This is a genomic window from Acidovorax sp. (genome assembly GCF_046339755.1).
Taxonomy (GTDB): Bacteria; Pseudomonadota; Gammaproteobacteria; order Burkholderiales; family Burkholderiaceae_C; genus Acidovorax.
Genome location: NZ_JBKDTZ010000305.1, coordinates 1 through 23,652, shown reverse-complemented (window position 1 = coordinate 23,652; position 23,652 = coordinate 1). Strand labels below are relative to the sequence as shown.

Here is a 23,652-nt window from a genome sequence, read left to right as displayed (position 1 = left end):
CACCACAGGGGTGCAAAAATTCAGGGTAAACCCTATAATTCAACTTTATGTAAGCATTCGTTGGCTCCCGTGAGGTGCTGGCACTGCTGAATGCGGCCCCTGGGGGCCGTATTTTTTTGCGCAACCCACGCCCCTTCCTGGCCGGAGCCTTCCCCATGTTTCTCAATCAGCTGTCCATCGGCAAGCGCCTGACCCTGGTGCTCGGTGTGATTCTTGCCCTGTTCCTGCTCAGTTCCAACGTGGCCGTGGTCCGTCTGGGCCAACTGGGCACCGAGATCGACACCATGGTCAACGACAACATCCAGGTCGAGCGTGCCGGTGCCGACTGGCTGCGCCACACCACCTCGGGTGTGCAGCGCGCCGCCGCCATCGCCAAGAGCAGCGATGCATCGCTGATTGCCTACTTTGCGCCCGCCACGGCCGCATCGATCAGCCAGACCAACGAGCTGCAGAAGTTCATCGAATCGAAGATGGACACGCGCGCCGAGAAGGAACTGTTCACCAAGGTGGGTGAATTGCGCAAGGCCTACCTGGCCGCCCGCGAAGAGGTGAGCAAATTCAAGCAGGCCGGCGATGCCGAGAATGCAGGCAAGGTGTTCACGGAGCGGTTCGAGCCCACGTCGCGCGACTACCTGGCCGGCGTGCAGCAGCTGGTCGATGCCCAGCGCGCCGACCTGGATGCCGCAGGCACGCGCGCCGAGGAACTGCGCTCGCAGACCACCATGCTGCTCTATGTGTGCACAGCCGTCTCCCTGGTGCTCGGTGCCCTGCTGGCCTGGCTGCTGGCTGCCAGCATCACGCGCCCGCTGCGCAAGGCCGAGGCGATTGCCGAGTCCATCGCCAACATGGACCTGACCGGCAGCCCCCAGGCCAGCTATGCCAACGACGAAACCGGCCACCTGCTGCGCTCGCTCGACGCCATGCGCAGCGCGCTGCACGGCTCGCTGCAGCAGGTGCGCGGCGTGGTGGACAGCATCTCCACGGCCAGCGCGCAGATCGCCGTCGGCAACCAGGACCTGAGCGCGCGCACCGAGCAGACCGCCAGCAACCTGGAGGAGACGGCCGCCTCCATGGAAGAGCTCACCAGCACCGTGCGCCAGAGCGCCGACTCGGCCGTGCAGGCCAACCAGATGGCCGCATCGGCCGCCCAGGTGGCGCAGCGCGGCGGCGAGGTCGTGGCCCAGGTGGTGAGCACCATGGACGCGATCAACGCCAGCAGCAAGAAGATCAGCGACATCATCGGCACCATCGATGGCATCGCCTTCCAGACCCACATCCTGGCACTGAACGCGGCGGTGGACGCGGCGCGTGCGGGCGAACAGGGCCGCGGCTTAGCCGGCGTGGCCAGCGACGTGCGCAGCCTGGCGCAGCGCAGCGCCGAGGCGGCCAAGGAGATCAAGACCCTGATCGGCCAGTCGGTCGAGAAGGTGGAATCGGGTGCCGCCCTGGTGCAGAACGCGGGCAGCACCATGGACGAGATCGTCAGCTCCGTGCGCCGCGTGACCGACATCATCGGCGAGATCAGCGCCGCGGCCTCGGAGCAGAGCCAGGGCATCGGCCAGGTCAACGTGGCCGTGAACCAGCTCGACCAGATGACGCAGCAGAACGCGGCGCTGGTGGAAGAGTCCACGGCCGCGGCCGAGAGCCTGAAGGACCAGGCCGCCCGCCTGGCGGACGTGGTGGGGGCCTTCCGCCTGGGTGCTGCCACCGGCACATTGCGCCTGCATTGAGCGCCAAAAAACGCGCAACTGGTTACAATGATCGCCCGCAAAGGCTGCTGTCCCGGCAGCCTTTTGCTTTTTCTGTCTCGGGACCATGTAGAGGACTACCATGTATAAAAACCTCGCCACCGCACTGCGTGCGGTCTGTGTGAGTGCGCTGTTCGGCGCCGTTTCCATCTCCCCCGCCTTGTCCCAATCCAGCAAGAACGCGCCTGCAGCCGCCGGCGCGGCGCCCGTCAAGGCCGGCTTTGTCTATGTCTCGCCCATTACCGAGGCCGGCTGGACGAAGCAGCACGACGAGGGCCGCAAGGCCGTGGAAGCGGCGCTGGGCAAGGACGTCAAGACCAGCTTCGTCGAGAACGTGGCCGAGGGCGCCGACGCCGAACGCGTGATCCGCGACCTGGCGGCCACGGGGCACCAGATCATCTTCACGCCGAGCTTCGGCTACATGGAGCCGACGCTCAAGGTCGCGCAGGACTACCCGAACGTGAAGTTCGAGTCCATCACCGGCTACAAGACCGCCGCCAACGTGGCCGCCGCCAACGCGCGCTACTACGAGGGCCGCTACCTCGCCGGCATCGCCGCCGGCCGCATGAGCAAGACCGGCGTGGCCGGCTACGTGGCGGGCTTTCCCATCCCCGAGGTGCTGCAGGGCCTGAACGCCTTCACCCTGGGCATGCGCTCGGTCAACCCCAAGGCGACGGTCAAGGTGGTGTGGCTCAACGTCTGGTTCGATCCGCCCAAGGAGCGCGACGCCGCCATGGTGCTGTTCAACCAGGACGTGGACGTGATCGCCTTCCACGCCGGCTCCACCGCCGTGATGGCCGCGGCCCAGGAGCGCGGCAAGATGGCCGTGGCCTACCATTCCGACATGCGCAGTGCCGGACCCGACGCACAGATCGTTGCCGTCACCCACCAATGGGGCAAGTACTACACCGAGCGCGTGCGCGCGGTGCAGGCCGGCACCTGGAAGAGCGGCACCTTGTGGGGGGGCGTGCGCGAAGGCCTGATCCGCGTGGGCGACTTCGGCCCCAAGGTGCCCAGGGCCGTGCAGGAGGAAGTGCTGGCCGCGCAGAAGGCCGTGGGCGCGGGCACGCTGCACCCGTTCCGCGCCGGCAAGGCGCCCGTGCGCGACAACGAAGGCCGCGAGGTCATCGCGGCCGGCCAGGTGCTCGGCGACGAGCAGATCCTCAAGATGAACTGGCTTGCCGAAGGCGTGCAGGGCAAACTCAGCCACTAGAGATAGAGAACAACCCCCTGAGTCGCTTCGCGCCTTCCCCCTTCTCTCGAATTGCTGCGCAATTCGGGAAGGGGGACGCCTCCAGTGCGGCGGGGCGGCCCTTGCACGGAGGCCCTCGCCTTGGCCGCGCGCTTGCTACGGTTGTTGGCGTTGTGGCGCTTTGGTGAAACCAGCGCACTGACGAGTCTCGCATACCCACTATAGGCACAAGAATATGCAGCGGGTGGCCGCTACCGCTAAGCTCGCGCCCATGCATGTCTACCGTTCTGCCCTATTGCGTTTTGCCGACGACGGCTCGGCCCTGTACGACGAAGATGGCCTGCTGGCCATTGCCCCCGATGGTGCCGGCCGCCAGCGCGTGGTGGCCTCGGGGGCCTGGAATGCCCTGGCCCTTGAATACCGGCAGGGGGTGGTCGAGCACCTGCCGGGCCGACTCATCGCGCCGGGCTTCGTCGACATGCACATCCACTTCCCGCAGACGGACGTGATCGGTGCCCCGGCCGCGGGCCTCCTGCCCTGGCTGGAGAACTACACCTTCCCGCACGAGTCGCGCTTCGTCGACCCGGCGTATGGTGCCCAGGTGGCCGGCTTCTTCGTCGATGAACTGCTGCGCAATGGCGTGACCACGGCGCTGACGTTTGCCACCTCGCACCCGGCCAGCGTGGACGCGCTGTTCACCGAAGCCCAGCGCCAGCAGCTGCGCCTGATCACCGGCAAGGTGCTGCAGGACCGCCATTCGCCCGACGGCGTGCGCGACCAGACCGAGCAGAGCCTCATCGACACCGAGGCGCTGATCCGCCGCTGGCACGGCGTGGACCGCCTGGGCTATGCCATCACGCCGCGCTTTGCACCCACCAGCACGCACGAACAGCTGAGCGGTGCGGGCGAGCTGGCAGCGCGCCACCCCGACGTGTGGATCCAGTCGCACGTGGCCGAGAACCTCGACGAAGTGCGCTGGGCGCGCGAGCTGTTCCCGGCCTCGCGCAGCTACCTGGGCGTGTACGGCGACTACGGCCTGATGCGCGAGCGCGCCGTGTACGCCCACTGCATCCATTTCGACGACGATGACCGTGCGCTGATGCGCGACACCGGCACCGTGGCCGCCGTCAGCCCGACGAGCAACCTGTTTCTGGGCAGCGGCTTCTTCGACTACGCGGGCGCCGACCGCGTGGGTTTTGGCTATGGCCTGGCCAGCGACGTGGGCGGCGGCACCAGCTTCAGCCCGTTTCGCACCATGCTGGCCGCCTACTACGTGGGGCGCGAGGGCCAGACCAAGCAGGGCCTGAGCCTGTCGCCCCAGCAGCTGTGGTGGCAGCACACGGCCGGAGCCGCCAAAGCCCTGGGCCTCGGTGGTGCGGTGGGCAACCTGCAGCCGGGCTGCGAAGGGGATTTCGTGGTCATCAACCCCGCCGCCACACCGCTGCTGGCGCGCAAGACCGCCCAGGCGCGCAACCTGGACGAACTGCTGTTCGCGATGATCGTGCTGGGCGACGACCGCCTGGTCGAGCGCACGGTGATCAGCCAGGCCCTCAGCGATTGAGTTTTTTCTCGCGGATGTAGCGCGCCAGGCCGCAGTAGCCGTCCTTGAACAGGATGTCGCTCTCGACCTTGGCGGGCAGCAGCTTTTCCTTGAGCTCGGCCGCGGCCTGGTTGCCCTGCGAGCGGCGCACGAAGCCGATGGCTTCCTCAAACTTCGACACCTCGCTGCGGCATGCGTCCTGCGCCTGTTTGGCTGCGGACGAATCGCTGGCCAACTGGGCTCGCGCGGCGCCACAGGCCAGCAGGGTCGCCGTGAAGGCCAGGGAGGTCAAGACTTGGATGGTGGGGTGCATGGCATCGATGGTCTAGGGATGCAGCGTGGTTAGCAAGAAGCATGCAAAACCTGCATGTCAGGACTGTGATTGCGGGACAAGCTTCTAAAATGCGCGCAGGAGTAAGTCAATGAGCATCAAAAGCGACAAATGGATCCGCCGCATGGCGGCCGAGCACGGCATGATCGAACCCTTCGAGCCCGGCCAGGTGCGCGAGGCCGAGGGCCGCAAGATCATCAGCTACGGCACCAGCAGCTATGGCTACGACATCCGCTGCGCGCCCGAATTCAAGGTGTTCACCAACATCCACAGCACCGTGGTGGACCCCAAGCACTTCGACGAGAAGAGCTTCGTCGACTTCCATGGCGACAGCTGCATCATCCCACCCAACAGCTTTGCGCTGGCGCGCACCATGGAATATTTCCGCATTCCGCGCAACGTGCTCACCATCTGCCTGGGCAAGAGCACCTATGCGCGCTGCGGCATCATCGTCAACGTCACGCCCTTCGAGCCCGAGTGGGAAGGCTATGTGACGCTGGAGTTCTCCAACACCACGCCGCTGCCCGCGCGCATCTACGCGGGCGAAGGCTGCGCACAGGTGCTGTTCTTCGAAAGCGATCCCGACGATGTCTGCGAAGTCTCCTACAAGGACCGGGGCGGCAAGTACCAGGGCCAGGTCGGGGTCACCTTGCCCAAGGCCTGAGCGTTTCCCGGGCGAGCGTGCCGCCCGTGGTCCTGTCCTACAGGGCCAGTGCACTTCGGCTGAAGTGCAAACGTTGGTAAGTTTCCTAGCATGGATGCACGCCTGTGGATGTCCGCGGGTCTGTGTGAAGGAGTCCAACATGATCGACTTTGTTGAACCGTCCGCACCCCGCACCACGGCGGGTGCCGACCTGCCCACCCTGTCTGCCGCCCGCCACGACCACACTGGTGAGGCGGATATCCACTACTGGCCCTGCGAAGTGCTGGATGCCTTCATCCTGCAGATGGCCAAGCGCGGCCACTGCGTCAACACGGCCATGATGCTCGGCCACCCGCCCTATGCGCGGGAACAGCTGGCCACGGCGCGCAAGCACCATGATGGCGAACTCGACCAACTTGCCGACCGCCTGGGGGACTATTTCAGCGCCGGGCCGGGTTTCGGCTCCGCGCACACCCTGTTGCGCCCCTGGCCCTTGGCTGCGTAGAGAGCTGCGTCGCTGCGGCGCAGCAGTTCGAGCGCACTGTCCGGCGCATCGCGCAGGCTGGCAATGCCGGCGCTGACCGTGATGCGCCCCACCAGCGGGTCTTCCTGCGCTGCCATGCCGTCCACGATGGACTGGGCGATGGCAAGCGCATCCTCCGCTGCGGTGTCGGGCAGCACCACGGCAAACTCCTCGCCGCCGAGCCGCGCGATCACGTCGGAGGCGCGCAGGCGCTGCTGCAGCGTCTGCGCCAGGCGCCGCAGCACCTCGTCGCCCGCCTCATGCCCGAAGCGGTCGTTCACGCCCTGGAAGTGGTCCACGTCCAGTGAGACCACGCTCAGCGGCCGGCCGCTGCGCCGTGCCAGGGCCAGCGCAAACTCCATCCGGCTGTCGAAGCCCCGGCGGTTGAGCAGGCCGGTGAGCGCATCGGTACGCGCCTGCAGGTCCAGGGCGCGGTTGGCGGCCTGCAGCTCCAGCGTGCGCAGGCGCACCTGGTCTTCCATGGCCCCTTTGGCTGCGATCAGGCGCTCCGTCATGCTGCTCAGGGCCGAAGACAGCTGGTGCACCTCGCGGTTGTGGGTGACGAGCGGGATCGTGGCTCCAGGCTTTCCCGACTCGACGCGGCTGGCGGCATCGGCCAGGGCGTAGAGGTCTTCGCTCAGGCGGCGCGCCGCGAACCATGCCAGGGCGGCGGCGAGGGCCGCGGCGAGCAGGCCGATCACCAGGGCCATGCGCACCGCGCGTTTGGCGTCCGCGAAGGCGATCTCCACCGGGTCGCGGGCCACGATGTGCCAGCCCAGGTCGCTGGCCGCATTGCGCGCTTCCATGCGCACGCTCGCGGTGAGGTAGTCCCGGCCATCGGCCCAGAGCACCACGCTCGCGGGGCGCGTGCCCGATTCGCGCGTGGCCACGGTCAGTGGCACGGGCAGGCGCTGGCCGGCGGCTTCGAGCTGGCGCCGGTACTGCGGGGGCGAGAAGATGAGCTGGCCCGTGCGGTCGAAGACGAACAGGTCCACCGAGGTACCCTGAATGCCGATCGGCGCCAGGCTTTCGAGCACCTCGCGCGTCCACTCCCAACTGCCGTGCAGGCCCAGCACGCCCACCGTGCCGTGCGCGTTGCGGATGGGGGCAGAAAAGTCCACGAAACGGTGTGGCTCCCCCGAGGCGGTGGGCTGCAGCAGCTTTTCGAGCAGCTTGGCCGGGTGCACGTCGCCCACATGCAGCCCTGCCAGCCCGGCGACGAACCAGGGCCGCTCGCGCACATCCTGGCCTTCCAGCAGGCCCTGGGTGGCCGCCCGCACCACGCCCTGTGCATCGGCCACGCCGATCCACAGGCTGTGCGGGTCGACTGCCTGGCTGCGCGCCAGCAGCTGGCGCACCTCCAGCGATTCGAGGCCGCGCTCCCAGATGCCCGGCGCTTCGGCCAGCACCTGCACCACGCGGCTGCGTTCGAACAGGCCCTGGGCCAGCTGCCGGCTGGCGTTGTCGGCGACGTGGTGCAGGGCCTGGCTGGCATCGCGCTGCACGCGGCGCTTGAGCAGTTCGCCAAACCCCACGGACAGCAGCACGGCCAGACCGACCACCAGCAACGCGAACACCAGCGAGATCTGCGTGCGCAGGCTCTGGCCGCGGAATCGGGTGGGGTGGGTCATGGTATTGGGCCTGGCTGGGAATGTGCCTCCGCTCCCCGACTCCCGTCAATGCCCCGCTGGCGCGCTGCGGGCAGAGCGCAACACCAGGCGGGCGGCCGCCAGGTCCCAGCCGGCCCAGCCGCAGCTCTTGAACAGCACCGGGCCCCTGCGGGCGCTCAGGCCGCCGTCTTCCCGCACCACATCGCGCAGCGTGGGCAGGCGCGCCACGTCGATCCCTGCCTGCAGCAGGTCGCCGGCCTCGTGCACCGCATCGGCCGTGTCCACCACCACCGTGCCCTGCTGCACCATCCCCTGGCACAGCGCAGGCGACAGCTCCGCCATGGCAGGGGTGTAGGCGCCTACCGCTGCCACGAAGGCATCGGGACGCGGCCGGGCACCCAGCACCAGCGCCGTGCCCGGTGTGCATGCGGCCACCAGCGGGCAGTGCGCCAGGGCTGCGTCGGCGTCCTGCACCACGCGGGCCTGGGCGCCCAGCGTGCGTGCGGCCTGCGCCAGGGCCTCGGCGCTGGCTGCACTGCGCGACGCCACCCAGACCTCGCGCACACCGAGCACCTCGACGAAGGCCTGCACGTGGGCCAGGCCCTGCACGCCCGCGCCTACCACCAGCAGCGGGCCCTGCGGCACCGGCGCCAGGCGCTGCGCCGCCAGCAGCGAGACGGCCGCCGTGCGCCGGGCCGTGACGGTGGGGCCGTCCAGCACCATGCGGCGCTCGCCGCTGGCCACGTCGAACACCACCACGTCGCCCTGGATGGTGGGCTGGCCGCGCGCCGCGTTGCCCGGGGTCAGGGTGATCAGCTTGGCCATGGCCACCGTGCGGTCGCTGGCCGGCATCACGAACAGGCGCGCGCCGCCCGCCAGCGGCAGCACGCTGCGCGCAGGCACCTCGATGCCATCGTCGCGCAACAGGGCCGCGATCTCGTCGGCCAGCGCCGCCCAGGGCAGCAGGGCGGCCGTGGCCTCGGGGCCGAGCAGGGGGGATGGGGTGGAAGGCGCTGTGGAATGCATGCGCCGACTGTACACAGCCTGGGTGCGTTTCAGGCACCGGGCCTGCCCGGGGCTCAGTGGGTGGCGCCGGCCCCGAGCGCGATGTCCTGCCGTGCCAGCACGGCCGCCCACAGGGCCGTGTGCAGGCCGCGCACGGCGTCGCGCAGGGGCAGGCTCGGCGTGCCCAGGCCAGGCAGCCAGGGCACGTGCACGAAGCCGCCGCGCATGCCGGCCGCGCCCTCGGTGGCCAGCAGGTGCATGAGGCCGTAGAGCACGTGGTTGCAGACGAAGGTTCCGGCGGTCTGCGATACCTCGCACGGCACGCCCGCACGCTGCACCGCCCGCAGCATGGCCTTGATGGGCAGGCTGGCGAAGTAGGCCGCCGGGCCGTCCGGCACGATGGCATGGTCGATGGGTTGCGCGCCCCGGTTGTCGGGGATGCGCGCGTCGTCCACATTGATGCCGATGCGCTCGATCGACAGCGCCGCCCGGCCGCCGGCCTGGCCCAGGCACACGGTGAGGGCCGGGCGCAGTTGGCGGTGCAGGGCGGAAAGGCGTTCCAGCGCCTGGCCGAACACGGTGGGCAGTTGCGCCGAGACCACGGTATGCCCGCCGATGCTCTGGCCCTGCAGCGCCTGCGCCAGCAGCCAGCTGGGGTTGACGGCATCGCCGCCGAAGGGGTCGAAGCCCGTGAGCAGGATGACGGGGTTGCTGGCGCCCGAGGGCAGGTGGTGGGGGTGGGGCAGCATGGGGCAGGGCGGTGTGGGGAAAACTGCCTGCATGGTAGCGCGCCGGTTTCCTACCTGCATTGGGCAGCCGGGAGGGCCGGGCGCGCGTAACATGCTGCCCATTGCCCCCACCGGTTCAGGGGGTGCTGGAGAACGTGCGATGAAATGGGAAGGCAATCGGGAATCCGACAACGTGGAGGACCGCCGGGACGAGGGTGGCGGTGGGGGCGGCGGTTCGCCCATCTTCGGTGGCCGCAGCATCGGCATCGGCACCATCGTCATTGCCCTGGTGGGCGGCTGGGTGCTGGGCATCAACCCGCTCACCATCCTGGGCCTGCTCAGCGGCGGCGGGCCGCCCGCGCAGGTGCAGCAGCAACCGCAGGGGCCGGCACACCGCCCGCCCGGCGACGACACCATGGCGCGCTTCGTCTCCACCGTGCTGGCCGACACCGAGGACGTGTGGCAGGGCGTGTTCCGCCAGGGCGGCGGCACCTACCAGGAACCTCGGCTGGTGCTGTTCCGCGGCTCCACCCCCACGGCCTGCGGTGCCGGCCAGGCGGCCATGGGCCCGTTCTACTGTCCGGCGGACCAGAAGGTCTACATCGACCTGGGCTTTTATGAAACCCTCAAGAACCGCCTGGGCGCGCCCGGCGATTTCGCGCAGGCCTATGTGATCGCGCACGAGGTCGGCCACCATGTGCAGAACCTGCTGGGCATCAGCGGCAAGATGGACCAGATGCGCGGCCGTGTGAGCAAGACCGAGTACAACGCCTTGTCCGTGCGCCTGGAGCTGCAGGCGGACTGCTTTGCCGGCGTCTGGGCCCACCATGCGCAGGCCGCCCGCAAGATCCTGGAGCAGGGCGATGTGGAAGAGGCCATGAACGCCGCCGCCAAGATCGGCGACGACGCCCTGCAGCGCGCTGGCGGCGGCCGGGTGGTGCCCGAGAGCTTCACCCATGGCAGCAGCGCCCAGCGCCAGCGCTGGTTCAACAATGGCCTGCAGAACGGCAGCGTCAAGGGCTGTGACACCTTTTCCGCGCGCAGCCTGTGATGGGCGCTGAGCCGCCCTCCGCTGCGCTGGGCCGGGGCACGGCCGGCGCCAGGCCCGCAGTGTCGCCGCCCTCGGGCGCGGCAGCTGCCTGGTCGGCCGCTGCCGTCACCGTCCCGCATGCCGTGGGCCTGGGGTTGCTGGCCTTCGCGCCGCTGGCGGGCAGCTACTCGTTGGCGGCCCTGGCGCTGTGGTCGGCCGCCTTGCCCGGCCTGCTGCTCACGGTGCTGACGCCGCGCCCGGGCGTGGTCTACGCGCCCACCACCGTGGTGGCCCTGCTGTTCGCTGCCGTGCTGGCCACGGCCCATGGCGCGGCCGGCAGCCTGGGCCTCTCGGCGCGCCAGGTGCTGGCCGTGAGCGGTGCCACGGTGGCCCTGGCCTTCGGTTTCCAGTGGTTGCTGGGCGTGCTGCGCCTGGCTTCGGTGGCGCGCTTTTTGCCGATTTCGGTGACCCATGGTTTTGCTGCGGGCGTGGGCCTGTCCATGGTGGTGGGCCAGTTGCGCAATGGCCTGGGGGCCGGCGCGGGCTGGGGCTGGGACCTGCGCACAGCCTGGCACGCCGTGGCCGCCCTGGCGGTGGTGGGCCTGGCGGTGCTGCTGCGCCGGCGCTGGCCGCGCATGCCGGGCCTCCTTACGGCCGTGGTGCTGGTGGCGCTGGCCGTGGCCGTGGCAGGTCTGTGGGGCCTGGGCATGGACACTGTGTTCGCACCGGCCGTCCGCCAGAGCGCCTTTGCCGGGCCGCTGTGGCCTGACTTCACGGGCATCCCCTGGCTGGTGCTGGCGCAGCGGCATGGCTCGGCGCTGGTGGTGCTGGCCCTGCTGATGGCACTGGTCAACAGCCTGGAGATCCTGGTCTTCAACCAGGAGCTGGAGCTCGACCACGGCCTGCGCGGCAACCCCAACCAGGCGCTGCGGCGCGAGAGCCTGCTGGGCGTGCTGTGCGGCCTGGCGGGCATGATCCCGGCGTCCACCAGCGCTTCGCGCTCGCGCATCGTGCTGGCGCAGGCGGGGCCATCGGCCAGTGCGCCGCGCTGGCATGCCGGCATCATGCTGGCCGTGGCGCTCACGGGGGCCTGGTGGCTGCACTGGGTGCCCATGGCCTGCCTGGCCGGCGGACTGGTGCTGGCGGGGCTGATGCAAGTGCCCGCCCTGCTGTGGTCGCCGGGCTATGCGCGCCGTTCCCGCGTGACCTGGGCGCAAAGCTGGCTGGTGGCCCTGGTGTTCGCCGTCGTGGGCGGCGTGGGGGCGCTGGTGGCCGGGCTGGTGGTGGCCACGTTCGTGCTGCTGCACGACTCGGCCGCCAAGGTGCTGCGCCACGTGCGGCTGGACGGGCAGCTGCGGTCGCGCCGCTTGCGCCGCGCCGGCTCCGACATCTGGCTGGCGCCGCGCATGAACCAGGTGGCGGTGTTCGAGCTGCAGGGCGTGATGTCCTTCGGCGTGGCCGCGCACCTGGCCGAACAGGTGCGGTTGCTGCTGCAGCCGCGCCACCGCTGGGTGGTGCTGGACGCCAGCCGCGTGCCGGCCTGGGACAGCACGGCGCTGGCGCAGCTGCGGGCCCTGGTGCGTGACCTCGGGCAGCAGGGCATCGCCTGCGCCGTGGCGGCACTCGACCGGGTGGCCGCCGAGAACGTGGGCGAGGGCGTGCGCAGCTTCGCCGATGGCGACCGGGCCCTGGAATGGGCCGAGGCCGCTATCCTGGCCGAGCGGCCCGAGAACGAACGGCCCATCTATCCCGAGCAGGACATCCTTGGCGAGATCGGCGAAGGCATTCCCGCCGATGCACGGGTGGCGCTCGAGGCCGTGCTCGAGCCCCTGCCCGTGGCGGCCCATGGCGTGGTGTTCAACGCCGGCGACGCCGACCGCGACCTGCTGGTGGTGCAGTCGGGCCACATCACCCTGGTGACCCAGTGGCCGCCCGAGCGCGGGCTGCGCCTGGCCACCGTGGGGCCGGGCATGGCGTTCGGCGAGATGGCCTTCCTCAACGGCGCGGCGCGCACCGCCAGCGCCGGGGCCGAACTGGGGCCGGCGCAGGCGGTACGGCTGTCGCGGGCGCATTTCGATGCCTGGGGACGCCAGTACCCCGAGGCTGCGCTCACGGTGATGAACAACATCGCCCAGATCGGCGCGCGGCGCCTGGCGGTCACCACGCGCCAGTTGCGCGCGGTGCTGGAGTAATTCCTCCAAAATTACCATCTGCAGCTTGATGGTTATTGCTTTGGCGCTATCGAAATAAAAGCAGCCAAGCCAGTCTTCTTGCCGCATCGCTCCGTGAATTCACCCTTGCTTACCACCCCCATGGTGTGTTTGGGCCGCCAGTGCGACAATAGAAGGCTAAATGACAAGTTCTTTTTCCAATCTTTCGCTGGCCGAGCCGCTGGCGCGTGCCGTGGCCGAAATGGGCTACGAGTCCATGACGCCCATCCAGGCCCAGGCCATTCCGGTGGTGCGCACCGGCCAGGACGAGATGGGAGCCGCCCAGACCGGCACCGGCAAAACGGCCGCGTTTTCGTTGCCGCTGCTGCAGCGCCTGCTCAAGCACGAGAGCAGTTCCACCTCGCCCGCCCGCCACCCGGTGCGCGCCCTGGTGCTGCTGCCCACGCGCGAACTGGCCGACCAGGTCGCCCAGCAGATCGCGCTGTACGCCAAGTACACCAAGCTGCGCAGCACCGTGGTGTTCGGCGGCATGGACATGAAGCCCCAGACCATCGAGCTCAAGAAGGGCGTCGAGGTGCTGGTGGCCACGCCAGGCCGCCTGCTGGATCACATCGAGGCCAAGAACGCGGTGCTCAACCAGGTCGAGTACGTGGTGCTCGACGAGGCCGACCGCATGCTGGACATCGGCTTCCTGCCCGATCTGCAGCGCATCCTGTCCTACCTGCCCAAGCAGCGCACCACGCTGCTGTTCTCGGCCACGTTCTCGCCCGAGATCAAGCGCCTGGCCGGCAGTTACCTGCAGAACCCCGTCACCATCGAGGTAGCACGCCCCAACGAGACGGCCTCCACGGTGGAGCAGCGCTTCTACAGCGCCAATGACGACGATAAGCGCCGTGCCATCCACCAGGTGCTCAAGACCCGGGGCCTGAAGCAGGCCTTCATCTTCGTCAACAGCAAGCTCGGCTGCGCACGCCTGGCCCGCAGCCTGGAGCGCGAAGGCCTCAAGACCGCAGCCCTGCACGGCGACAAGAGCCAGGACGAGCGCCTGAAGGCCCTGGAAGCCTTCAAGAAGGGCGAAGTCGACCTGCTGGTGTGCACCGACGTGGCCGCGCGTGGCCTGGACATCAAGGACGTACCCGCGGTGTTCAACTTCGACGTGCCCTTCAACGCTGAGGACTACGTGCACCGCATCGGCCGCACCGGCCGTGCCGGCGCCTCGGGTCTGGCCGTCACCCTGGTGTCGGGCAGCGATGCCCGCCGGGTGGCCGATATCGAGAAGCTCATCAAGAAGAAGATTGAGCTCGAAGCCATCGAGTACGACGAAGACCAGCCCCGCGGCCGCATCAACGACGGGCGCCGTGCCTGGCGCGAAGCCGGCGAGACCGGCGATGGCCGCGACGGCATCCCGTCCGGCCCGCGCCGTGAGCGCGAGCGCGAATACCGGGGCGGGCGCGAATCCCGCGAGCCGCGCGAGCAGCACCGGGGCTTCCGCCCGGCGGTGGCCTCGCGCGATCCCTTCTTCGAGAAGCCTTACGAAGCCAGCGCTGTCGGTGAGAACGCGCCCGCATGGGAAGCCTCGCGCGCGGCAGGCCCGCGCAGCAGCGTGTCGGCCAACATCAAGCCCAAGCGCAAGGTCGCTGCGCTGTTCAAGGCCGCTGTTACCTCCTGACGGCCAGTCCGCGCGAGGCTTCGCGCTCCCGCTGGCAGCCAGGGGCCTTCACCCTGGTTTTTGGGCCTGTTCGCAGTGCACCTGCAGCAGCTCGCGGTCGGCCAGCGTGGTGCCAAAGCGCATTGCGGAGAGGCAGCCGCCCCAGACACAGCCCGTGTCCAGCGCCAGGGTGTCGCTGCGGTCGAGCAAGCCCAGTGTTGACCAGTGGCCAAAGGCCACCAGGCTGCCCGCCGCCTTCCTGTCGGGAACGTCGAACCAGGGCATCAGGCCTTCAGGTGCGTTGCCTGCGCTTTCGCTGCTCTCGAAATCCATCACCCCGCCCAGTGAGCAAAAGCGCAGCCGCGTCATCGCGTTGACGATGGTGCGCAGCCGGTCCATGCCCGTGAGCGCCGGGTCCCAGCGGTCCGGCCCGTTGCCGTACATCTGGTGCAGGAAATCCGGCAGCCCCGGGCCGCGCAGCACCTGCTGCACCTCGTCCGCCAGCGCCAGCGCCTCGTCCACCGTCCAGGCGGGCAGCAGGCCGGCATGCACCATGGCCAGGCGCTCCCCTGCATGGGTGTGCGTGCGCATCAGCGGCTGCTGGCGCAGCCAGGCCAGCATCGCCTGGCGATCATCCGCCTGCAGCACCGCCTCCAGGGTGTCCTTGCGCGAGGGCTTGCGTGCCCCGTGCGCCGCTGCCAGCAAGTGCAGGTCGTGGTTGCCCAGCAGTGGGCGCAGCGCGTCGCCCGCGTCCATGCAGCGCCGGAGCACGGCTGCCGATTCCGGTCCCCGGTTCACCAGGTCTCCCAGCAGGTAGACGGTGTCGCGGCTCGCGGAAAAGCCGATCTCGTCCAGAAGGCGCCCGAGGGCGCTGTCGCAGCCCTGGATGTCGCCTATGCAGTAAAGTGCCATCGTGTTCCCATTCGTAGAACCATGGATTTTCTGCTGATTGCGCTGCTCACGCTGCTCAATGGCGTGTTTGCCATGTCCGAGCTGGCCCTGGCTTCAAGCCGCAAGTCGCGCCTGGTGGCCCTGGCGGCCGAGGGGGACAAGGGCGCGCAGGCCGCGCTTGAGCTGCTGGACAACCCGACCCAGTTCCTGTCCTCGGTGCAGGTGGGCATCACTTCCATCGGCATGCTCAATGGCATCATCGGCGAGGCCGCCTTCAGCGACGACCTCGCGCGCTGGCTGCAGATGCTGGGCGCGCCCGAGCGCGCCGCCGGCATCACCGCCACGGCGCTGGTGGTCACGGTCATCACCTTCATCACCATCGTCTTCGGCGAACTGGTGCCCAAGCGCATCGGCCAGCTCTACCCCGAGACCGTGGCCCGCTTCGTCGCACGGCCCATGGCCGGCGTGGCGATGGTGGCCAAGCCCTTCGTGCGCCTGCTGGCGCTGTCCACCCAGGGGGTGCTGGGCCTGCTGCGCATCGACAACAACGCCGGCCGCGCCGTGACCGAAGAGGAGATCGTGGCCAGCCTGGAGGAAGGGCGCGATGCCGGTGTGATCGAGCACCACGAGCACCAGATGGTGCGCAACGTGTTCCGCCTGGACGACCGGCCGCTGATTTCGCTGATGGTGCCCCGCACCGACGTGCAGTGGCTGGACGCCCGGCTCTCCGTGGGCGAGGCCTTGCAGAAGGCGGGCACCGGCGGCGGCCATGGTGCCCACTCCTGGTACCCGGTGTGCCGGGGCTCGCTCGACGAGGTGGTGGGCCTGGTCAGCGTGGCGCGCCTGCTGGAGCTGGGCCTGCAGGCACCAGGCCCGATCGAGCAGCATGCGCTGCCCGCCGCCTTCCTGCCCGAGACCCTGAGCGGCATGGAACTGCTCGAGCAGTTCCGCGCGCGCTCGGGCCGCATGGTCTTCGTGGTCGACGAATACGGCGTGGTGCAGGGCATCATGACGCCGCGCGACCTGCTGGAGGCCATCACCGGAGAACTGCAGCCGGGCGCAGCCACCGATGCCTGGGCCACGCAGCGCGAAGACGGCCTGTGGCTGCTGGACGGCCTGATGCCGGTCACCGAACTCAAGGCGCGCCTGGATATTCGCGATTTACCCGGGGAGGAGCGGGGCCGTTACAACACGCTGGCGGGTTTGCTGATGGCCGAATCGGGCCGTCTGCCGGCAGTGGGCGAGCGCATTGCCTGTGCGGGCTGGATATTCGAGGTGCTCGGCCTGGAGGGCAAGAGAATCGACCGGGTATTGGCGCAAATGGACCTGCCCGAGCGGTCCGGTTGATTACCTGGGGAAACGCATTTATTTTGAACGGGATGCGGTTTCAACGACTTGTCACGAATTTTTTGCCAAACCCAGCAAAGTCTGCCCATTATTCCTATAATGGGGCTTCCTTTGTCCACCCAGCAGTAACACACACCATGACAACCAGCTACAAAGAACTCCTCAAGCAACGCGATGCCCTGGAACAGCAAATCGGCGAAGCGCGCAAGCGCGAACTCTCCGACGCCGTGTCGCAGGTGCGTGCTCTGGTGGCGGAGTTCGGCCTGACCGCGCAGGACGTGTTCCCCAGCGGCCGCGCCCGTAGCGCCAGTGCGGGCACCAAGGTGGCGCCCAAGTACCGCGACCCCTCCACCGGCCAGACCTGGACCGGCCGTGGCAAGGCACCCAAATGGATTCAAAACGAGAACCGCGAGAAATTCGCCATTTGAGCGACTGAATGATCGCCTGAATCGATGGCGTGGCAGTGCCGTGCCGCAGCGCATGAAAAAAAAGCCCGCGGTTGCGGGCTTTTTGCATTGAACCCGGCCATGGCGCAGGCCGGGTGGCCAGATGAAACCGTGTTGGCGCTCACTACTGCCCGCTGGAGGCCGCAGCGATTTCGCGCAATACCTGGGCGGTGAATTCGTCGGCCGGAAAGAATGACTCCACGGCCAGTTCCTGCAGGGTCACATCCACCGGGGTTCCAAATATGGTGGTGGTGCTGATAAAGGAAAGCGTGCCCTGCGCACTTTGAAAGCAGAAGGGCATTACCACGCCCAGCATTTCCCCGTCGAGCACCATGGAACCTGATTCATCGGGCGCGGGGTATTCGAGCAGCTCGGCCTGCAGGGCGACCAGCACCGGGTCGGCCGTGGCCTGTATCTGCTGGCGCAGGCGCTCGAACAGGTGGGCCCGCCATTGGGCCAGGTTGGCGATGTGCGGCGCCAGGCCATTGGGGTGCAGGCTCAGGCGGAACACATTCACCGTGCCTTCCAGCAGTTCGGGGCTCACATGGCTGGCCAGCAGCGCCTGCGCCGCGCGGTTGGTGGCCACCACGTTCCAGCAACGGTCCAGCGCCAGCGCGGGGCAGGGCTCATGGCCCTTGAGCACCAGCTCCACCGCCCGGCGCGCGGCGGCCAGGGCCGGATCGTCCAGGGCGCGCTCGCGGTACATGGGGGCATAGCCGGCGGCCACCAGCAGGGCATTGCGCTCGCGCAGCGGAATCGCCAGGCGCTCGCACAGGCGCAGCACCATCTCGCGGCTGGGGTTGGTGCGGCCGGTCTCCATGAAGCTCACGTGGCGCGTGGAGATGTCCGCCTCATCGGCCAACTCCAGCTGGCTCAGGTGGCGCTGCTGGCGCCAGGTGCGCAGGTGGTCCCCGAACGAGGCAGGGCCTGCGCGGTGGCCTGCGGCCGCAGGCCGGTGGGGCAGGGAGGGGCGGGGGGCGTGGTGTGTGCTGCTCATGCCCCGCATCCTAGAGGCATATCGCATGCGGGCCATTACCTTGCATGTCATCGACGCGGTGCGCGCCCGCCGCGACCATGGAGGCTCTTTCAACCGCAAAGCCCAAGGAGTTCACCATGATGTCCGTTCTGTCCTCTCCCTCGTTCCTGCGTGCTGTGGTCTGGTTCGATGCCGCCACCGGCGTGTTGCTTGCCGCACTGCACCTGGCGCTGACCGATACCCTGGCGCAGTGGCTCGGCTTGCCGTCGGGTCTGGTCTCGGCCAGTGGCCTGGCTCTCATCGCCTATGCGCTCCTGGCCGGGGTGATCGCCAGCCAGCGCAGCACGCCCCGCGGCCTGCTGTGGGTGTTGATCGCGGGCAATGCGGCATGGGCCTTCGCAAGCCTGGCGCTGCTGCTGTCCTCGGCCGTCGCGCCCACCGTGTGGGGCCAAGCCTACCTGGTGGTGCATGTGGTATCGGTGGGCCTGCTGGCCGAGTTGCAATGGTTCGGCATGCGCCGCCTGCCATCGATGGCCGTGGCCTGACGCGCCCTGGCCGCATGGCGGGTGCGCAGTCTGGCCGTGAGAGGGGTCCTGCGGGGCCCCTTTGGGGGTGTAGGCGGGCACCGCTTCCTGTTGCTTGCATACCCACACCGTTTCATTCGCCACCGGGGGCTGACAGAATAGGCCTTGTCGCATCACAGGAGTCAGCCATGGCCACATCGACCAAGTCGTCGCCCCAGCCCGCCCGCCACGCGTTTGCCAACACGCTCAAGAACTTCAAGACCGCGTCCGGCAAGACCGGGCAGTTCTATTCGCTCCCTGCGCTCGCCAAGGAGTTTCCCTCGATCAACCGCCTGCCGGTATCCATCCGCATCGTGCTCGAATCGGTGCTGCGCAACTGCGATGGGCGCAAGGTCACGGCCGAGCATGTGCGCCAGTTGGCGCACTGGGGCCCCACGGCCGAGCGCAAGGACGAGATCCCCTTCGTCGTTTCGCGCGTCGTGCTGCAGGACTTCACCGGCGTGCCGTTGCTGGCCGACCTGGCCGCCATGCGCAGCGTGGCCGCCAGGCTGGGCAAGAACCCCAAGAAGATCGAGCCCCTGGTGCCGGTGGACCTGGTGGTGGACCACTCCATCATGGTCGATTACTACGGCAAGAAGAATTCGCTCGACCTCAACATGAAGCTTGAGTTCCAGCGCAACCGCGAGCGCTACGAGTTCATGAAATGGGGCATGCAGGCCTTCAGCACCTTCGGCGTGGTGCCGCCGGGCTTCGGCATCGTGCACCAGGTGAACCTGGAATACCTGGCCCGCGGCGTGCACAAGACCAAGGCCGGCGTGTACTACCCCGACACCCTGGTCGGCACCGACAGCCACACCACCATGATCAACGGCATTGGCGTGGTTGGCTGGGGCGTGGGCGGCATCGAGGCCGAGGCCGCCATGCTCGGCCAGCCCGTGTACTTCCTCACGCCCGACGTGGTGGGCTTCGAGCTCAAAGGCCAGCTGCGCGAGGGCGTCACCGCCACCGACCTGGTGCTCACCGTGACCGAGATCCTGCGCCAGCACAAGGTGGTGGGCAAGTTCGTCGAGTTCTTCGGCGAGGGCACGCGCACCCTGGCGCTGCCCGACCGTGCCACCATCGGCAACATGGCGCCCGAATATGGCGCCACCATGGGCTTCTTCCCGGTGGACGAGAAGACCATCGACTACTTCCAGGGCACGGGCCGCACCAAGGCCGAGATCGAAGCCTTCGAAGCCTATTTCAAGGCCCAGGGCCTGTTCGGCGTGCCGCTGGCCGGCGAGGTCGACTACACCAAGGTCGTCTCGCTCGACCTCGGGACCGTCACCCCCAGCCTGGCCGGCCCCAAGCGCCCGCAGGACCGCATCGAGCTGGGCAAGGTCAGCAGCCAGTTCGTCGACCTGTTCAGCAAGCCCAATGCCGAGAACGGCTTCAACCGCCCGGCCGAGCTGCTGCACACGCGCCACCACATCCACCGCGGCCAGGACGTGGTGCAGGAAGCCGCGCCCAAGGACAAGCCCGCGCCCGCCGGCGCGCCGCGCTCCATGGCCGAGATGGAGGGCAACAAGCCCGCCCTGGCCACGGCCCATGCCGACGCGGCCGCGGCCATGCCCACCAAGGGCGCCGACCCGACGGTGGGCAACGGCGACGTGCTGATCGCCGCCATCACCAGCTGCACCAACACCTCCAACCCCAGCGTGCTGCTGGCCGCCGGCCTGCTGGCCAAGAAGGCGGTGGAGGCCGGGCTCAAGGTCAAGCCGCACATCAAGACCTCGCTCGCTCCCGGCTCGCGCATCGTCACCGACTACCTCACCGAAACCGGCCTGCTGCCCTACCTGGAAAAGCTCGGCTTTGCACTGGCCGGCTACGGCTGCACCACCTGCATCGGCAACGCCGGCGACCTCACGCCCGAGCTCAACGAGGCCATCACCGGCAACGACCTCATCTGCGCCGCCGTGCTCTCGGGCAACCGCAACTTCGAGGCGCGCATCCACCCCAACCTCAAGGCCAACTTCCTGGCCAGTCCGCCGCTGGTCGTGGCCTACGCCATTGCCGGCACGGTGCTCAAGGACCTGATGACCGAGCCCGTGGGCAAGGGCAAGGGCGGGCGCGACATCTACCTGGGCGACATCTGGCCGAGCAGCGAAGAGGTGCACCAGCTCATGAAGTTCGCGATGAACGGCAAGGCCTTCCGCGAGAACTACGCCAAGGTGAGCACCGACCCCGGCAAGCTGTGGGAGAAGATCAAGGGCGTGAGCGGCAACGCCTACACCTGGCCTGCCAGCACCTACATTGCCGAGCCACCCTTCTTCGCCAGCTTCGCGCTGGAGCAGGGCGCCGCGACGGCCGCCGAAGTGCATGGCGCGCGCATCATGGCGCTGTTCGGTGACTCCATCACGACCGACCACATCTCGCCCGCGGGCTCCATCAAGGCCACCTCGCCGGCCGGCCAGTGGCTGCAGCTCAACGGCGTGCAGAAGGCCGACTTCAACAGCTATGGCGCGCGCCGCGGTAACCACGATGTGATGATGCGCGGCACCTTTGCCAACGTGCGCATCAAGAACCTCATGATCCCGCCCACCGCCGATGGCTCGCGCGAGGAGGGTGGCGTCACGCTGTTCCAGAACGAGGGGCCGCTGCAGGGCGAGAAGATGTTCATCTTCGACGCCGCCATGCAGTACATGGCGCAGAAGACGCCCACGGTGATCTTTGCCGGTGAAGAGTACGGCACCGGCTCCAGCCGCGACTGGGCTGCCAAGGGAACGCAGCTGCTGGGCATCAAGGCCGTGGTGGCGCGCAGCTTCGAGCGCATCCACCGTTCCAACCTGGTGGGCATGGGCGTGCTGCCCCTGCAGTTCAAGGGTACGGACTCCTGGGAGTCCCTGGGCCTCACGGGTGAGGAGACCATCAATGTGCTGCCCGATCCGGCGCTCACGCCCCAGAGCGATGCCACGCTGGTGATCCGCCGGGCCGACGGCTCCAGCCAGGAAGTGACGGTGACGCTGCGCATCGACACGCCCATCGAGGTGGACTACTACCAGGCCGGCGGCAACCTGCCCTTCGTGCTGCGCCAGCTGCTCGAGGGCTGAACGCTGGGAGGTGAGCGCGGCACGGGAGCCCGTGCCCACCTGCCGGACCGCTGCCCGGGTGGCGCGGCGGCGGCCATTGTGGTGACCATGCCGCGCGTGTTTCGCCCGATAGTCGTTTGCGCTTACAGCCCGATACACTGGTGAGGTGCAGCTGACGCCCTACCTCCCACAGCGCCTATGACATCCCCGGTCCACCGTTCCCAGCGGACGCTTGCCGCGCAGGCCCCTGCCGTCACGGTGGTGCTTGTCGTGGTGGTGCTGGCGCTGGTGATGGTGTCGCTCGGCGGCATCCTGGGCGAGGGCGCGGACCGCCAGCACGGGCTGGAGCCCTTCATGGAGCTGGTGGCCATCCTGCTGGAGCTGCTGGTGGTCTCGGTATCCCTGCACGTGCTCGAAGAGCAGGGCCAAGGCCGTGCGAACGTGCTGGTCGCCGGTTTCGGCGTCGCGGCGGTCTGCAATTTCCTGCATGGCGTGCTGGCCCATGCCACCCCGCAGCCGGCTGCTCCAGTGGTGGCAGACATGGCGCTGTGGCTGGGCGCCTGGGTGCGGGTGGCCGAATGCGCCGCCCTGCTGCTCACGGCGCTGCGTTTCTCCCTGCCCGGGCCTGCCCGGCTGTGGGCGGTGGCGGCGGGCGCATTTTCGCTGCTGCTGGTGTGGGCGGCCGTGGGGCCGCTGCCGCGGGTCTTTTCCCAGGCCTCGGGCGGCATGCTGCCGGCGCTGATGGCTGCCGTGCTGTGTGCGGGCCTGGTGGTGGCGGCGGTGCGCCTGCACGGCGGGGCACTGGCGGGAGGTGACCACCGCACGCGCGAGCGCCTGCTGGCCTGGGCTGCGGCCACCTTCGCGCTGGCGGAGCTGCTGGTGGGCCTGAGCGGCGTGGAGCGCTTCGGCTGGGCCGACATGCTGGCCGACGGCGTGCGCGTGGTGGGCTACGCCCTGCTGTACCAGGCCGTGTTCGTGGCCGGCATGCGCCAACCCTTCGACCGCCTGCACCAGGCCGAGGCCCAGCTGCGCGAAAGCGAGACCCGGCTGCAGCTGCTGGGCCGCAACCTGCCGCTGAGCGTGCTCTACCAGGTGGTGCGCGAGGCCGATGGCCGCATGCACTTCGTGCACATCGGCGACGCCATCGAGCGCCTGAACGGCTTGCACGCCGAGGACGTGCTGCGCGACCCCCAGGTGCTGTACCAGCAGATCCTGCCCGAAGACCTGGCTGCGCTGGAGGAGGCAAGGGAGCGCTCGCTGCGCAGCATGGAGCCCATGGAGGCGACTTTCCGCATGCGCATCGCCTCGGGCGCGGTGCGCTGGATCCACCTGAGCTCATCGCCCAGGCCGCTCGAGGGTGGGGGCGTGATCTGGGACGGTGTGCAGAGCGACATCACCACCGAGCGCGAGGCCGAGCAGGCGGCCCATGCGCACGAGGTGCAGATGGCCAACATGCTGCGCCAGGTGCCCGGCGGCGTGGCCCGGCTGGACCGCGACCACCGCGTGCTCTACGTGAACGAGCAGCAGGCGCGCTGGCTGCACCGCACCCCCGCCGAGCTGCAGGGCCAGCTGCTGCAGGACGTGATTCCGGCGGCCGTGATGGCGCGCATGCAGCCCCAGCTGCACAAGGCCTTTGCCGGGGAGACGGCGGTCTTTGAAAACCGCATCGACGGCCTCGATGGTGCGCAGTACCGCCACACCACGCTGGTGCCCGAGTCCATCCCCGGGCAGGGCGTGACGGCGGTGGTGGTGTTCGCCTACGACCTGACCGAGCTCAAGCGCATCGAGATGGAACTGGCGCAGCAGAAGGCCCACCTGGCGCGCGTGGTGAACGCCATACCGGACATGGTCTTCCTCAAGGATGCGGACGGGGTCTACATCTCCTGCAATCCGGTGTTCGAGCGCTTTGCCGGCAAGCCCGAGCGCGAGATCATCGGCTGCACCGACTACGACCTCTCGCCCGCAGCCGATGCCGAGCAGTTCCGGGCCTATGACCGGCGTGCCATGCAGGCCTGGCAGCCCCTGGTCTATGAAGAACAGCTGACCTTTGCCGAAGACGGCTACCAGGGGTATTTCGAAACCATCAAGACCCCCATCCGTGACCTGCACGGCCGCGTCACCGGCATCCTGGGCGTGTGCCGCGACATCACCGACCGCAAGCGCGCAGAACAGGAGATCGAACGCCTGGCGTTCTACGACGCGCTCACCGGCCTGCCCAACCGGCGCCTGCT

The 23,652-nt window shown here is 68.7% G+C and carries 19 protein-coding genes; 13 read left to right on the top strand and 6 right to left on the bottom strand.

Annotated features, from left to right (window positions below; genetic code table 11):
• The first annotated feature begins 155 nt into the window (after positions 1–155).
• The 3 genes from ACK59X_RS26165 to guaD all read left to right on the top strand — a co-directional run bounded on the left by ACK59X_RS26165 (position 156) and on the right by guaD (position 4,501).
• A complete protein-coding gene (locus ACK59X_RS26165; RefSeq protein ID WP_409961429.1) occupies positions 156–1,730 on the top strand; it encodes a methyl-accepting chemotaxis protein in 1,575 nt (524 codons plus the stop codon).
• Positions 1,731–1,830: 100 nt separating this feature from the next.
• On the top strand, positions 1,831–2,961 hold the full coding sequence (locus ACK59X_RS26160) for a BMP family ABC transporter substrate-binding protein (protein ID WP_409961428.1): 1,131 nt from the start codon (positions 1,831–1,833) through the stop codon (positions 2,959–2,961).
• 250 nt (positions 2,962–3,211) lie between these two features.
• Entirely contained in the window at positions 3,212–4,501 is a 1,290-nt protein-coding gene (gene guaD / locus ACK59X_RS26155; RefSeq protein ID WP_409961502.1) for a guanine deaminase, read from the top strand.
• On the opposite strand, the gene ACK59X_RS26150 is transcribed toward guaD, so the two are convergent.
• Positions 4,491–4,793 (bottom strand): hypothetical protein, encoded by a 303-nt coding sequence (locus ACK59X_RS26150; protein WP_409961426.1) that lies wholly within the window; start codon positions 4,791–4,793, stop codon positions 4,491–4,493. The genes guaD and ACK59X_RS26150 overlap by 11 nt on opposite strands.
• 109 nt (positions 4,794–4,902) lie before the next feature.
• Here ACK59X_RS26150 and dcd point away from each other — a divergent pair, with 109 nt between their 5' ends.
• Both dcd and ACK59X_RS26140 read left to right on the top strand, forming a co-directional pair.
• Positions 4,903–5,475 (top strand): dCTP deaminase, encoded by a 573-nt coding sequence (gene dcd / locus ACK59X_RS26145; RefSeq protein ID WP_409961424.1) that lies wholly within the window; start codon positions 4,903–4,905, stop codon positions 5,473–5,475.
• A gap of 139 nt (positions 5,476–5,614) precedes the next feature.
• Complete coding sequence (locus ACK59X_RS26140) at positions 5,615–5,959, top strand: hypothetical protein (RefSeq protein WP_409961422.1); 345 nt, start codon at positions 5,615–5,617, stop codon at positions 5,957–5,959.
• On the opposite strand, the gene ACK59X_RS26135 is transcribed toward ACK59X_RS26140, so the two are convergent.
• Genes ACK59X_RS26135 through pcp form a run of 3 tightly spaced genes read right to left on the bottom strand, consistent with a single transcriptional unit; the run spans position 5,890 to position 9,341 of the window.
• Positions 5,890–7,608: a diguanylate cyclase gene (locus ACK59X_RS26135; RefSeq protein WP_409961420.1), complete on the bottom strand. Its 1,719-nt coding sequence runs from the start codon at positions 7,606–7,608 to the stop codon at positions 5,890–5,892. The genes ACK59X_RS26140 and ACK59X_RS26135 overlap by 70 nt on opposite strands.
• A 45-nt stretch (positions 7,609–7,653) precedes the next feature.
• Positions 7,654–8,613, bottom strand: a complete 960-nt coding sequence (locus ACK59X_RS26130) for a delta(1)-pyrroline-2-carboxylate reductase family protein (RefSeq protein ID WP_409961418.1) — start codon at positions 8,611–8,613, stop codon at positions 7,654–7,656.
• A gap of 53 nt (positions 8,614–8,666) precedes the next feature.
• Positions 8,667–9,341: a pyroglutamyl-peptidase I gene (pcp, locus tag ACK59X_RS26125; RefSeq protein ID WP_409961416.1), complete on the bottom strand. Its 675-nt coding sequence runs from the start codon at positions 9,339–9,341 to the stop codon at positions 8,667–8,669.
• A gap of 139 nt (positions 9,342–9,480) precedes the next feature.
• Here pcp and ACK59X_RS26120 point away from each other — a divergent pair, with 139 nt between their 5' ends.
• The 3 genes from ACK59X_RS26120 (at position 9,481) to ACK59X_RS26110 (ending at position 14,190) form a co-directional block, all read left to right on the top strand.
• Entirely contained in the window at positions 9,481–10,371 is an 891-nt protein-coding gene (locus ACK59X_RS26120) for a neutral zinc metallopeptidase (protein WP_409961414.1), read from the top strand.
• The gene (locus ACK59X_RS26115; protein ID WP_409961413.1) at positions 10,371–12,542 is read left to right on the top strand and encodes a SulP family inorganic anion transporter; all 2,172 of its coding nucleotides are present in this window, start codon (positions 10,371–10,373) and stop codon (positions 12,540–12,542) included. Before ACK59X_RS26120 ends, ACK59X_RS26115 begins: the two co-directional genes overlap by 1 nt.
• A gap of 160 nt (positions 12,543–12,702) precedes the next feature.
• Positions 12,703–14,190, top strand: coding sequence for a DEAD/DEAH box helicase (locus tag ACK59X_RS26110; RefSeq protein ID WP_409961412.1), 1,488 nt, complete (start codon positions 12,703–12,705; stop codon positions 14,188–14,190).
• Between the two features lie 48 nt (positions 14,191–14,238).
• Here ACK59X_RS26110 and ACK59X_RS26105 read toward each other — a convergent pair whose 3' ends face one another.
• Positions 14,239–15,081, bottom strand: a complete 843-nt coding sequence (locus tag ACK59X_RS26105; RefSeq protein WP_409961411.1) for a symmetrical bis(5'-nucleosyl)-tetraphosphatase — start codon at positions 15,079–15,081, stop codon at positions 14,239–14,241.
• 21 nt (positions 15,082–15,102) lie between these two features.
• Between ACK59X_RS26105 and ACK59X_RS26100 the strand changes: the two genes are divergently transcribed.
• Entirely contained in the window at positions 15,103–16,407 is a 1,305-nt protein-coding gene (locus ACK59X_RS26100; RefSeq protein WP_409961409.1) for a hemolysin family protein, read from the top strand.
• Between the two features lie 137 nt (positions 16,408–16,544).
• Positions 16,545–16,835, top strand: a complete 291-nt coding sequence (locus ACK59X_RS26095) for an H-NS family nucleoid-associated regulatory protein (protein WP_057201395.1) — start codon at positions 16,545–16,547, stop codon at positions 16,833–16,835.
• A 142-nt stretch (positions 16,836–16,977) separates the two neighbouring features.
• Here the strand turns inward: ACK59X_RS26095 and ACK59X_RS26090 are convergent, their stop codons facing one another.
• On the bottom strand, positions 16,978–17,850 hold the full coding sequence (locus tag ACK59X_RS26090; protein WP_409961406.1) for a helix-turn-helix domain-containing protein: 873 nt from the start codon (positions 17,848–17,850) through the stop codon (positions 16,978–16,980).
• A gap of 116 nt (positions 17,851–17,966) precedes the next feature.
• Between ACK59X_RS26090 and ACK59X_RS26085 the strand changes: the two genes are divergently transcribed.
• From ACK59X_RS26085 to ACK59X_RS26075, 3 genes are all read left to right on the top strand, one after another.
• The gene (locus tag ACK59X_RS26085) at positions 17,967–18,374 is read left to right on the top strand and encodes a hypothetical protein (RefSeq protein WP_409961405.1); all 408 of its coding nucleotides are present in this window, start codon (positions 17,967–17,969) and stop codon (positions 18,372–18,374) included.
• Between the two features lie 167 nt (positions 18,375–18,541).
• Entirely contained in the window at positions 18,542–21,442 is a 2,901-nt protein-coding gene (locus tag ACK59X_RS26080; RefSeq protein ID WP_409961403.1) for an aconitate hydratase, read from the top strand.
• A 177-nt stretch (positions 21,443–21,619) separates the two neighbouring features.
• Positions 21,620–23,652: PAS domain-containing protein (locus tag ACK59X_RS26075; protein ID WP_409961402.1), on the top strand; the 2,033-nt coding region annotated here is incomplete at its 3' end.